The organism is Asaia bogorensis NBRC 16594 (assembly GCF_001547995.1).
Classification (GTDB): Bacteria; Pseudomonadota; Alphaproteobacteria; order Acetobacterales; family Acetobacteraceae; genus Asaia; species Asaia bogorensis.
Genome location: NZ_AP014690.1, coordinates 2,437,113 through 2,448,824, shown reverse-complemented (window position 1 = coordinate 2,448,824; position 11,712 = coordinate 2,437,113). Strand labels below are relative to the sequence as shown.

Genomic DNA, 11,712 nt, shown 5'->3' with positions numbered 1-11,712 from the left:
TCCTGCTTCATTGCCATCGTATCAGCATGAACCTTCGGGAGATCTTCTCATGTCCATCACGGCCAAACGGCGTTTGAAAGATATCTATCAGCTTACCGATTTCGAGAAGGCCGTTAAACGCTATCTGCCCAAGGCTGTGTATGAGTATGTGCGCAATGGCGCCGGGTCGGAAATAACCCTTCGCCGCAACCGGGCCGTCTTCCAGCGCTATTTGTGGCGGCCCTATCGCCTGCGCGATGTGTCCAGTCTCAACACCAAGATCACCCTTCTCGGTGAGACCTATGACCAGCCTTTCGGGTTCGCCCCGACGGGTGGTGCTGCCATGACCCGTTATGACGCAGACCGTATCGAGGCATCGACCGCGCGTCGCCATAACCTTTTCTATGCGCTCTCGGCCAATTCGCTCACACCTCTTGAAGAGATCATACGCATCAATCCCAAGGCCTGGTTTGCGGCCTATCTGCCCAGCGATATGGGCATCATCGATGGGATGATCGATCGTGTGCAGGAGGCGGGCTATCCCGTCCTTCTCATTACCTGTGACGTGCCTGTGCCTGCACAACGTATCGCCGAGACACGGGCAGGCTATTCCATGCCAATCCGCCCCAATCTGCGCGCTACACTCGGTGGCATGGCGCATCCCGGTTGGACATTCGGCACGCTGGGCCGCACGATCCTGCGTGATCGCAACCCGAAGATCGTGAACATCCGCCCTCAGGGTGGGCCGGGCCTTTTCTCCAATGAGATTGCCGCTGTCGGCGGGTCGCCTCACTTTACCTGGGACCATATCCGCCACATCCGGTCGCGATGGAAAGGTAAGCTCGTGCTCAAGGGGCTGCTGCGTCCTGAGGATATTGCCGAAGCCGCCCGGATCGGGGCCGATGCGGTTGGCATTTCCGATCACGGTGCCCGTCTGCTCGACTCTACCATCGCCCCGCTTGAGGCTCTTGGCGACATCAGGCAGGCAGCGGGCGATATGGCCGTGATTGTCGATAGCGGCTTTCGTTGTGGCGGTGATGTGCTCAAGGCCCTCACGCTCGGCGCCGATGCGGTCATGCTGGGGCGCCCGTTCCTTCAGGCCTGTGCGCTGGCGGGCAGTGCCGGGCTCGACAAGGCCATTTCCATTCTCAGCACCGAAATCAGCCGGGATCTGGCCCTGCTGGGTGTCACGGGTCTGGAGGCACTCAAGGAGGATCTGCTCAAGGATCTGGGCGATGTCCGTTTCGCCGAACAGGCGACGGAAAAAACCTGACCGATTGGGCAGAGGGGGTATCGGAACGCGGGGCAGCTTGTGTCATGATCGCGCCCACCTCCACCCCTGGCGTGAAAGACTGGGCTATGAATGCGACCGAACGCGGCATACGTGAGCAGTTCTCCTTCTGGCGGGCGCTGTCGTCTCCCGGTTCTTCGCCCGAGCCCGGTTTTGCCCATGTGGTGATTGGCTGTGGCACCTCAGTGCATATCGCTGACAGCATTGCCTGCGCGCTGAACGAGGCCGGGTTTGCCGCACGTGCGGTGCCGGGCAACGAGTGGACGCGTCGCGCCTCATCCTATGTACCGGCCGGGACACCCACCCGCATGCTGGCGTTGTCGCGCAGCGGTGAGTCGACCGAGACCGTGGCAGCCGCCGCAGCAGGCCTCAAGGCAGGGCTTGATGTCTTGGGCGTTACCTGTGCGCCCGGCAGCGCCCTGACGCGCGTTTCGAGCGAATCCTTCGAGGCTGAGACCCACCCCGAGGAGGGGATCGTGATGACCGCCTCGGCCAGTCTGATGTTGATGACGGGCCTGCGCTATGCCGGGTTGTCCATTACGCCTGATACGATTGTCGCTGCCGAGGCCCTGCTGGAGGCTTCCGACCCGCATCTCGTTTCACTGATTCAGGGGCGCTCGCATTTCGTGTTTCTTGGCGGCGGCGCCTATTACGGTGTGGCCCGTGAGGGGGCGCTGAAGATGCAGGAGATGAGCCTGAGCCAGAGCGAGGCGCATCATCCGCTCGAATATCGTCATGGCCCGATCAGCCTGATCGATGAACATTCCTTTGTGGTCATGCTCTATCATCCTGATACCCGTGAGGAGGAAGAGCAGGTAGCGCGTGAGGTGATGGAGAAGGGAGCGGTCGTGCTTGGCCTTGGCGGTCTGGGCACGGTTTCCCTCCCCGTGGGTGGCGATCAGGGTGCGGGACCACTGGTATGTCTGCCCGTGCTGCAACTTCTGGGCGAGTACGTGGCGCGCGCCAACGGGCTTGACACGCTGGCGCCACGTCATCTGACCAAGGTCGTCACATTCGACGCCTGACCGGTTTATCCCGAGCAAGGTGCTCTTGCCCCGTGTTGCATCCGATGGGGCAGCCATCGAGCCACAGGTGGGGTCGTGCCTCAGGTGTGTCTGACACCGATGGCACGAGCCTATGGCAACCCGGACGGTCGCCGGACGCTGGGAGCGAGGAAAAATCGAATTCCTCGCCCAGACCTGCCGGAGCCGATCGATGCGCGCACCCATCGCCTACCACCCCGACATCGAGAAAGGCTCGACAGATGAAGGGGCCACTCACGAGCAACTGCGTCGGACATTCCGGCGCATCATTACGGCGACGCATCGTGACATCGGCACGGCTTCGCGCGGGGTTCATGCCAAGAGCCATGCCCTGCTTGAAGGGACATTGCATGTGGCGGCCAATCTTCCGCCGGAGCTTGCGCAAGGGCTTTTTGCGACACCAGGTGCCTATCGCCTGACGGCACGGCTTTCAGCCATACCGGGCGATCCGCTGCGCGATGCCGTTTCAGGGCCACGTGGCTTTGCCCTGAAAATTCATGACGTGCCCGGTCCGTTGCTGGAAGACAACAAGGGGGTGGCGGTACAGGACTTCCTGTTTGCCAATGGTGCCGTTTTCGGGGCACCCGATGCCAGGGGATTTCTTCAGAATCTGCGCGTGCTGGCGCTGACAACCGATCGGGCAGAGGGCGCCAAAGCGTGGCTTTCGCGCACGCTGCGCCTGATACAGAGACTATTGACGCGCTTTGCCAGACCCAGTGCCACCCTTGCTGCGCTGGGTGGATTTACACCCACTCATCCGCTGGGCGACCGGTTTTACTCGCAGGTGCCGGTGCGTTTTGGTGATTATGTCGCGAAGCTCGATCTCGTGCCTGATTCAGAGAGCTTTCGTCGGCTGACGGGCCGTTTGATCGATATCGATCATGATCCGGTTGCGATACGCCGGGCGATCAGGCGCGTCATGGCGCAGGAAGGTGGGCGCTTCAGCCTGCGTGCGCAGCTTTGCCGCAATGAAGAGCAGCAACCTGTCGAGAATGCCGCAACAGAATGGAGCGAGGCTCTCAGCCCTTTCCACACTGTGGCAACGCTCGAACTCCCGCCACAGGATAGTTGGAACGAGGCGCGATCATACCAGATTGATGAATGTCTCTCGTTTTCACCCTGGCATGGGCTCGAGGCGCACAGACCGCTTGGCAATATCATGCGTGCCCGACGGGCGGCTTATCCTTTCTCTGCGGGATTGCGGTCCAGGCTAAACGGATGCCCTATGAAATTCTTGCCGTGATAGATGGCTGATTACATGCGTGTAGTTGAAACGTGCGTTAGGTGAGACTTTCTGCGGACGTTAGTGGGGTCCGTCTGGTATAAGTGCTTCGGTTATTGTGCTACTGATTTTTACGACAAAACATTTCTTTCGTTTGATTGCGAAAAGTTCATTTTTTCATAAAACAGTCATTCAACTGACTTATTGGGTCGTTTATAGCATCGCGCATACGGTCCAGAGGCAGAGTCAGTCAAATTCATGCGCGCGCGTTCCCTTACTTCCCTGCTGCTTCTATGCGGCGTTGTCATGCCGGAAACCGGTTTTGCCGCGGGGCAATCAGATGACATCGCCACCCTGCGCCGTGAAATGCTTGAAATGCGGGCGCAGATGCAGGGGCAGATCAGCGATCTGCGCCGGGAACTGGCGAAGGAACGCACCCTGCGCCGTCAGTCGGAACTTGCGCAAAACAAGGCGGTGTCTAACCGTCATGGTCGTGTCACCGGCGTTGTTGGCACAGCCAGCCCTCATGATGTCGCTGATGCGCGACCGGGCTTGCCTGTGAGATCCGATGGGCCGCAGCACACCAAGCCTCATGAAGACGCCCCTGGTGTTCTCATGGCATCAGCCGGGGTGGGCGGCGCTGCCTCGCAAACCGCTAGGGCAGTGCATACCTCGGCGTCTCCTTCCAGCCCGGGGAGCGGGGCGGGCACTGCATCGCCCGGCCCTACATCGCCCGGTCAGGTGAACAATTCTGGAGGGGAAGGCATCCAGCTGGCCGCGGCCCGGTCACATGGGGAGGGCAAGCCCTCTGACCCACAGGTAGCTTATGATACCCATCTGATCCCGCCGCCCGATCATGGTCTGAACATGTCACTGGCCGATTTCCGCCGGGCCACGAAATCTGCTGAAACGGTCGATATCGGCGGAATACGGATCGGCTTTCCTGCTGGGCGTCCGACCATCGCATCCAGTGACGGGCTCTATGCCTTTTCGGTGGGGCTGGTCATGCATCTGGATATTGGCGGTTTTCCGTCAACGGGCGGTACGGCTCAGGGGCAGACCGGTCGTTTTCCCAAGATGAACGAAAATGCCCGTCGCCTGCGTCTGCCGCTGACATGGCGTTATGGCAATCTTCTGGCCAACCTTACGCCAGAATGGGGGCGCACGGTCGACGGGACGGCTGGGCTCTATGAGGCCAATATGGTCTATAGTGGCATCCACAATTCGCAGTTCACCTTTGGCTATTATCAGCCTCGCGTGACGATGCAGGATTCAGAATCGTCCAACGGCTTCATCCTGATGGAGCGTGCCTCGATTTCGGAAGTGGTGCGTCTGATTGCTGCGGGCGATACCCGTATGAGCCTTGGTGGGCGTACGCATGAAAAGCGCTGGTATCTCGGCGCTTATCTGACGGGTCAGACCTATGGTGATCGCACCAATGACCCCACAGTGTCCGACAGCCAGATGGGTGGTTTGCTGCGTGTGGCGGGTCGCCCGGTGGCAACACCCAATGTCGATCTCCACCTTGGCATGTCCTCAACCATGTCTTTCAAACGCAACCAGACATCGCAGGGACGTGTCCTTTCGCTTAGCGATCGTCCTGAGACACGCCTGACCAATGAGCGTCTCGTCTCTACCGGGACCATCGCCGATATCGGCAAGGTCTGGGCGATCGGCCCGGAAATTGCCCTGCGCTACAAGGCCGCGCTCATCCAGGCGGAATATTATCATATCGGTGTCGACCGTACCGCGGCTGCAAGGGTCAAGGGTCCCGCGCCCAATCTCGGCTTTGATGGCTATTATGTTGCGGGCAGCTACACCCTGTTCGGACAGCCGCGGCGCTACAGCCCCAAGGATGCCGCGTTTTCATCGCCCGCTCCGAAAGAGGATTTCGATATCTGGAACAATAAATGGGGCGCGCTCGAACTGGTCGGACGCTGGAGTGTGCTCGATTTCAACAGCAATCTGCGCGGCGATGCGCCTGCCTCGGTGACGGGCGGGGTGCGCGGCGGCACACAGACCGTCTGGTCGGGTGGGCTGAACTGGTACATCAACCGGCATTATCGCATCCAGCTGCAGTACAGTCACATCGATGCCACGCGCTCCCAGACGGTCGGCACAGTCAATAACAAGGGCCGTTCGATCAATGCGCTGGGCAGCCGTATTCAGGCTGCCTTCTGAACCTGTTGACCGGCTCGGGACGACCCGGCGTGAAGGGCAGCCCCTTTGTTCAGGCGGTCTTCAGCGTTGGGGCAGCGTACTTGCGATGCGGTCAGCCAGTTGCTCGAACAGTTTTTGCAGCAGGGCCGCCTTGGCCGCATCATCGGCCACACTGCCCTGCACGCTGAGACTGGCACGGCCCTGACGCGCCGGGCGGGCGTCGTCGCTAGGCAGATCGCTCCATGAGGCAAGCAGAATAGCCTGACCCTGCTTGGTCAGATCCATACGCTCAATGGTGATGCTCAGGCGTGACTCCGGTGGTTCCAGAGGGGAATGGGCCGTGATCGTGCGTTGCGGCCAGTCCTGCGAAAGGCGCGCCACGATCAGATCGGTCGCTGATTGCGACAGGCGGCTGGCCCAGCGCCCGTTGCTGCTGCGTATCAATCGACTGCCATCACGGACCAGGATATCCTGTGTATCCAGATAGTCCGGCATGACGATACGCGGAACATAGACCACCGCCATTCCCGTGCCTGCCGGTAAGGCCGCGCCCGGATCCGGGGCAATTGTATAGAACTGTACGGGCGCCGAGGCACAGCCCGTCAGCAGGCCCAGAGCAATGGCCGGAATAAGCTGGCGCGTTTTCATTGGCGGCGTCCTGTCAGCAGAAGTTGCGGGTTGCGCTCCACATCATTGGCAAAGCCGCGCAACGCCGCAGCCGCCGAGGCAATATCGCGCAAGCTGGCATCCAGATTGGCGCGATCGATCGAGCGGGGTGAGGTCATGCCTTGCAGGTTCGACAGCGTCTTGTTGGCGGTCACCATGGTTTCGCGGCTGTTTTGCAGCAGCAGACGCAATTCCTGCCCGCGCGCCGTCAATTGATCGGACCCGGTCGTGGCCAGCCGGTCCACGCTGGCCAGGGTGCGAAGCAATTGCGGCTGGACGGCTGTGATCATGTCATGTGCGGCATCGAGTGTCGCGCGTGTGCTCTGCGATGTCTGTTGCAGGTTGTCGGCAAGGGCCGGCAGGCGCTCATCGAGCATTTCGGCCAGATGGTGCATGATGGCGATGGTTGCAGCCGCGTCATCGCTGAGCTTGCGCAAAGGCAGGTGGGTGATGGTATTGGTAATGGCCTGAATGGATGACTGGCGCGTCGGGATCTCGGTTTCGTTCGTGAGTTCGGGATGGAGGATTGCCGGCGTATCGGGCGAGATGTCGAGATCGATCTGCGACGTGCCCGTGACAAAGCTCTTGAGGTTCATCTCACCGCGCAGACCATGATCGACGAGGCTTTTCAGGCTCGGAAGATGGCCATGCTTCTGCCCGGCCACCAAAATATCGTCGCGTCGCAGCGTGACATAGACCGGGATATAGGCCTCGCGGTTTTTCGGATCGTATTCGATGGCAATGCGATCGACCGCACCGACCTGTACGCCACGGAAATTGACCGGTGCGCCCACAGAAAGACCGTTGGTTGACCCACGAAAGATCAGGACTGCCCGATCTGTATGGGTGAACGGATGGAAATTGCCGAAAAAGACAAAGGCCGCCACCATGAGGGCCATACCACCCAGCACGAATGCGCCGACAAGGGCTTGCCTGTTCATGAGGGGGATCCTTCTTCGTTGCGTTGCCGGTTCATGAAAGCATGGACCTGACTGTCGTCGCAGTGATCGCGCAGAAAGCGCGGCGAGCCGTGGGCGATGGGTCTCTTGGTGATGGCATCGAGAAAAATGCCATCGTCTGCGATACTGAACAGACTGGGCAGTTCATGGCTCACGATGACGATGGTCGCGCCCAGACCGTCACGCAGATTAAGGATGAGGTCATCCAGACGCGCTGAGGTGATCGGATCGAGCCCCGCAGAGGGCTCGTCGAAAAACAGGATATCGGGGTCGAGGGCCAGAGCGCGAGCAAGGCCGGCGCGCTTGCGCATGCCGCCGCTGATTTCCGACGGTGCGAGATCGATGGCGTCGAGCAGGCCCACCAGAGCGAGTTTGAGCTCCACCAGCCGTCTGACGGCCCGGGCATCGAGAGAGGTGAACATCTGCAGGGGCAGGGCGACATTCTCGCCCACAGTCATGGAGCTCCACAGGGCACCGCTCTGGAACAGCACGCCAAAGCGGTGATTGATCTGCGTGCGATCGGCATCCGTGCCTTTCCAGTAGTCCTGCTCGCCAACCATGAAGCGGCCCGTAGTGGGACGCAGCAGACCGATCATGCTTTTAAGCAGGGTGGATTTGCCGCAGCCCGAGCCCCCCATCACCGCGAAAATGCTGCCCCGCCGCACCGATAGATCGATATGCGACTGGATGACCTTGGGGCCGAAAGCGAGGGTCACGTCCTGCATTGTCAGGATGGCGGGAGCAGGGGGCTGTGTGTCTGTCTCGTGGCTCATGGCTCAGACCCCCAGACTATTGGCGATGACAGCAAAGATGGCATCGAGCGCGATGACCCCGACAATACCAATCACCACGGCCCGTGTTGCGGCAATACCGACATCCGCCGCCGATCGCCCAGCCTTGAGGCCGATGCGGCAGCTCGTCAGCCCGATGAACGCGCCAAACACGATGCTCTTGACGAAGCCGAAGATGAACTGGCCGATGCCAAAGGCAATGACGGTCTGATGAAAATAGCCAAGGCTCGTGATGTCGAGCATCGATATGGCCACCACATAACCGCCCAGCATGCCAATCAGACAGCCATAGAGATAGAGAAACGGCATGGTGACGACGAGCGAGAGCACAGCGGGCAGAATGAGGTAGGAAGAAACCGAGATGCCGAAAACCTTCAGCGCGTCGATTTCCTCATTGCCCTGCATGGTGGATATGCGTGCGGCATAGGCCCCGCCTGTGCGCCCGGCCATGATGATGGCCGTCATGACCGCTGCCATTTCGCGCACGGTCGCAATGCCGACCAGGCTGGCGACATAGATACCTGCGGCGAATTTCTGCAGCTGTACGGCACCGACAAAGGCTAGAATGGCACCCACAAGAAAATTGACCACACCGACGATCAGCAGGGCTGACGGGCCAGCATTGAACAGATCGGAAAACAGGTCACTGCGCCGCAGGCCAACACGCCGGAACAGCGAGCGGAACGCCGCCAACGCCGTGCGTGAGGCCATGCCAGCCACGATTCCCGTCTCGGCGAACACATCAATCGCCTTGCCCCCGACATGTTCGAGAACGGGCTGGCGGGGTTTTCTCTTCGGGGTCGCGGGGCCAGCCTGATCAGGAAGCAAATCAAGCAATTGCTGCATCGGATGCGGCAGGAGCGTGGCGTCAAACACGCGCTGTGACGCATCGCACAGGCGGCGCACATCCCACAGAAACGCGATCAGCCCGGTATCCCAGCCCGTAACGCCGGAGACATCGCAGGCCAGTGTAGTGGCCTCGCCCATCGGCGCGAGTGCCTCAACCGTGCAGTCCGGCAATGCTGAATCATGGCTAAGCCAGGATCCTGTCAGGACGAGTCGTGCTGAGGGAGATGCCGCGTCCTGCGTCATGCGATCAGGGGGCGGGATGATCTCAAACCGGCCGGTTGGCATCGTCCCTGCCGTGTCGGCCGTTGGACGCGCGTTCAGGACAGGCGATGTGTCAGGGGTGTTGGGGGTTTGACGCATCAGGCCGTCACGCTGTCAGAGTATCTAGACAGAAGGCGTGTTGTCGAGGCCGTAGCGGAGGCTTTTGGTTTGCTGCCATCATGCGGTGGTATTGTGAGGGCAAGACTGCGCCCGCGCAAGAACAGCGGGCCCCACCTGGGGGCAGGCTGCCCGATATGTGATCACTGCACACCGTTCCGGCTGGCGGCGGTCGGGTCGCTTAATTGACCCGACATGCCCCTTCCGGCCGTTCGATCAGTGTTCCTCCATATAGAATTCCACAGGAACGGTAAGGCTCAGTGTGGCACCCGGTATGGTGTCGGGCGGGGCAGGCAGAGGTTCGGCGCGCCGGACAAGCGCGAGGGTCTCGTTATCCAGCAGGGCATAGCCGGTCGGTCTGACGAGACTGGCTGAGAGCACATGGCCTTTGCGGTCCATCGTAAAGCGCAGCATCACCGTTCCTTCCTGATGCTCGGCCTGTGCCTGTGCCGGATAGCGCTTGAAACGTTCAAGCCGCGCCAGAAGACTGCCCTGCCAGCTTGCCTTGGCCTGCGACATTTCCCGCGTCGAAGGCGCTCCCTTGGCGCTGGTGGCCGATACGGTTGATGGGGGCGCATCCGAAGGTGGGGGTGCGGTATTCGCTGTCGACTGCGTTGGCACGAGTGGAGCGACGTGGCGCGGTACGGGCGGTGTGGGCGTTACCTTGCGGCGCACCGGCGGCACCTTGATTCTGGCAGGCACCGGCACGGGCGGCAGGGGTGCGGGCGACGGAGGAGCCATGATTTCGGGAGGTTTTTCAGGCGCGGGCAGTTCCGGCGTGGCGACCTGAGGCGGCCCGGGCGGCCGCTCCTGGGGCGGTGAAGGAATACTGGCGGGCTCGGGTGCAAGATCGATGGCGATCGCAGCAGGCGGGGGCGCATAGGGAAGGGGCGGGGTTGCCCGCAGCGTCGAGGCTGTCCAGATCCCGAGACCCGTCAAGGCAAGGATGGCGAGTGTAGAGCAGCCACCAAGACGCCTTTGCCTCTGCCCCTCAAGCTTCTGATGAAGCTGGTAGACAGCGCGAAAGGACAGCATGTCTCCTGCTGCGGGTGAAGTCACTGCCGGGGTGGCTGGCGCCGTGCGATAACGCCTTGCGGTCACGGTTCGTCGCCCTCCTCCTGACCTTGCAGATTGACGAGCGCCACCTTCAGGAACCCTGCCTTGCGCAGCAGATCCATGGTTTTCATCAGCGTCTCGTAATCCACGGTCTTGTCTGCGCGCAGGAAGATGCGTTCATCCTTGTGGCCGTTCGTCAGGGTCATGAGGCGCAGGGGAAGCGCCTCATTGCTGATATCGTCCTCACCCAGAGCCAGGGATTTGTCGGCCTTCACCGTGACGAAAATCGGATTGGCCGGACGCGGGGCAGGTTTCTGGGTTGAGGAGGGCAAATCCACCGGAACGTTGACCGTGCTTAGCGGTGCCGTCACCATGAAGATAACCAGAAGCACGAGCATGACATCGATCAGCGGTGTCACGTTCAGCTCATGGGCATCAAGCGCCGTATCGTCGGCATGACGCATACGCAACGCCATGGTCAGCGCCCGGCCTGCTCGGCACGCGGTGTTGCAAAGCGCAGCACCTGCCCACCGCCGCCCTGCACATGCAGGCGGCTCAAGTCGCGTGAGACGAGACGCAGGATGAGCGCGGTGAGATCACCCACCTGCGCCTTGCAGCCAAGGCACTGTCGCGACAGGAAATTATAGATCACGACGGCTGGGATGGCCGCCACGAGCCCAAGCGCCGTGGCAAGAAGGGCCTCGGCAATGCCGGGGGCGACCACAGCAAGGCTCGTGGCCTTCGTGGCGGCAATACCGGTGAACGAGGTCATGATGCCCCATACCGTGCCGAAAAGCCCGATAAACGGCGATGTCGCGCCGATCGTAGCCAGAATTCCCGTGCCGCGCATCAGGCGACGCCCCTCTGCGGCTTCCAGACGCTCAAGATGCAGCATGATGCGCTCTTTCAGCCCTTCGCGGTCTTCCAGCACATCGGCAGAGCGTGTCCATTCATTGGAGGCTGCGAGCAGCAGGGCGCGGACGATGCCGATATCGGGGCAAAGCGACTGGGACTCGGCAAGCGAGGCTGCATTTTCCAGCTTCAGTTCGGCCTGTGACAGTGCACGCCTGACACGCATGACCTCAACGACCTTGGCGATAAACACCGCCCAGCTGATCACGCAGGCCACGATCAGCAGCATCATGACGAAGCGCACGACGGGGCCGGCACCGAGGAACATTTCCCACGGGGTAAAGGGAAGTGAGGCGAGGTCGCCAGCGGGCGCAGCCATGGGGCTCTCCTGTCATTCTGAGGGGCGGTCACCCATCCGGGGACATTTTGCTCTTGTTACGGGATGTAACCATCCGCTGAGTCCCTG

Annotated in this window: 11 protein-coding genes; 4 read left to right on the top strand and 7 right to left on the bottom strand. The window is 61.0% G+C overall.

All coding sequences use genetic code 11. The features are described 5' to 3' along the window. The first annotated feature begins 49 nt into the window (after nt 1–49). From Asbog_RS10800 to Asbog_RS10785, 4 genes are all read left to right on the top strand, one after another. Nucleotides 50–1,252, top strand: coding sequence for an alpha-hydroxy acid oxidase (locus tag Asbog_RS10800; protein ID WP_062165144.1), 1,203 nt, complete (start codon nt 50–52; stop codon nt 1,250–1,252). A gap of 44 nt (nt 1,253–1,296) precedes the next feature. After that, entirely contained in the window at nt 1,297–2,295 is a 999-nt protein-coding gene (locus tag Asbog_RS10795) for an SIS domain-containing protein (protein WP_231944563.1), read from the top strand. A gap of 190 nt (nt 2,296–2,485) precedes the next feature. Beyond that, nucleotides 2,486–3,556, top strand: coding sequence for a catalase family protein (locus Asbog_RS10790; RefSeq protein ID WP_062165142.1), 1,071 nt, complete (start codon nt 2,486–2,488; stop codon nt 3,554–3,556). Nucleotides 3,557–3,793: 237 nt separating this feature from the next. After that, the gene (locus tag Asbog_RS10785) at nt 3,794–5,716 is read left to right on the top strand and encodes an OprO/OprP family phosphate-selective porin (RefSeq protein ID WP_062165141.1); all 1,923 of its coding nucleotides are present in this window, start codon (nt 3,794–3,796) and stop codon (nt 5,714–5,716) included. A 60-nt stretch (nt 5,717–5,776) separates the two neighbouring features. Here Asbog_RS10785 and Asbog_RS10780 read toward each other — a convergent pair whose 3' ends face one another. The 7 genes from Asbog_RS10780 to exbB all read right to left on the bottom strand — a co-directional run bounded on the left by Asbog_RS10780 (nt 5,777) and on the right by exbB (nt 11,625). Next, nucleotides 5,777–6,343, bottom strand: a complete 567-nt coding sequence (locus Asbog_RS10780; protein ID WP_062165140.1) for a PqiC family protein — start codon at nt 6,341–6,343, stop codon at nt 5,777–5,779. Further along, nucleotides 6,340–7,302: an MlaD family protein gene (locus tag Asbog_RS10775; protein ID WP_023979477.1), complete on the bottom strand. Its 963-nt coding sequence runs from the start codon at nt 7,300–7,302 to the stop codon at nt 6,340–6,342. Before Asbog_RS10775 ends, Asbog_RS10780 begins: the two co-directional genes overlap by 4 nt. Further along, complete coding sequence (locus Asbog_RS10770; RefSeq protein WP_062165139.1) at nt 7,299–8,093, bottom strand: ABC transporter ATP-binding protein; 795 nt, start codon at nt 8,091–8,093, stop codon at nt 7,299–7,301. Before Asbog_RS10770 ends, Asbog_RS10775 begins: the two co-directional genes overlap by 4 nt. A gap of 3 nt (nt 8,094–8,096) precedes the next feature. Then, the gene (locus Asbog_RS10765; protein ID WP_062165903.1) at nt 8,097–9,203 is read right to left on the bottom strand and encodes an MlaE family ABC transporter permease; all 1,107 of its coding nucleotides are present in this window, start codon (nt 9,201–9,203) and stop codon (nt 8,097–8,099) included. Nucleotides 9,204–9,554: 351 nt separating this feature from the next. After that, complete coding sequence (locus tag Asbog_RS10760) at nt 9,555–10,439, bottom strand: energy transducer TonB (RefSeq protein WP_231944561.1); 885 nt, start codon at nt 10,437–10,439, stop codon at nt 9,555–9,557. Continuing rightward, nucleotides 10,436–10,870, bottom strand: coding sequence for a TonB system transport protein ExbD (gene exbD, locus Asbog_RS10755; protein ID WP_062165137.1), 435 nt, complete (start codon nt 10,868–10,870; stop codon nt 10,436–10,438). The genes Asbog_RS10760 and exbD overlap by 4 nt, the downstream gene beginning before the upstream one ends. 2 nt (nt 10,871–10,872) lie before the next feature. Then, nucleotides 10,873–11,625: a tonB-system energizer ExbB gene (gene exbB / locus Asbog_RS10750; RefSeq protein WP_062165136.1), complete on the bottom strand. Its 753-nt coding sequence runs from the start codon at nt 11,623–11,625 to the stop codon at nt 10,873–10,875. Nucleotides 11,626–11,712: the final 87 nt, after the last annotated feature.

What these genes read in the sequence shown, in the direction of transcription:
- exbD (WP_062165137.1), bottom strand. Translation starts at nt 10,870, where the DNA reads ATGGCGTTGCGTATGCGTCATGCCGACGATACGGCGCTTGATGCCCAT.
- Asbog_RS10795 (WP_231944563.1), top strand. Translation starts at nt 1,297, where the DNA reads ATGATCGCGCCCACCTCCACCCCTGGCGTGAAAGACTGGGCTATGAAT.
- Asbog_RS10800 (WP_062165144.1), top strand. Translation starts at nt 50, where the DNA reads ATGTCCATCACGGCCAAACGGCGTTTGAAAGATATCTATCAGCTTACC.
- Asbog_RS10775 (WP_023979477.1), bottom strand. Translation starts at nt 7,302, where the DNA reads ATGAACAGGCAAGCCCTTGTCGGCGCATTCGTGCTGGGTGGTATGGCC.
- Asbog_RS10770 (WP_062165139.1), bottom strand. Translation starts at nt 8,093, where the DNA reads ATGAGCCACGAGACAGACACACAGCCCCCTGCTCCCGCCATCCTGACA.
- exbB (WP_062165136.1), bottom strand. Translation starts at nt 11,625, where the DNA reads ATGGCTGCGCCCGCTGGCGACCTCGCCTCACTTCCCTTTACCCCGTGG.
- Asbog_RS10790 (WP_062165142.1), top strand. Translation starts at nt 2,486, where the DNA reads ATGCGCGCACCCATCGCCTACCACCCCGACATCGAGAAAGGCTCGACA.
- Asbog_RS10785 (WP_062165141.1), top strand. Translation starts at nt 3,794, where the DNA reads ATGCGCGCGCGTTCCCTTACTTCCCTGCTGCTTCTATGCGGCGTTGTC.
- Asbog_RS10765 (WP_062165903.1), bottom strand. Translation starts at nt 9,203, where the DNA reads ATGACGCAGGACGCGGCATCTCCCTCAGCACGACTCGTCCTGACAGGA.
- Asbog_RS10780 (WP_062165140.1), bottom strand. Translation starts at nt 6,343, where the DNA reads ATGAAAACGCGCCAGCTTATTCCGGCCATTGCTCTGGGCCTGCTGACG.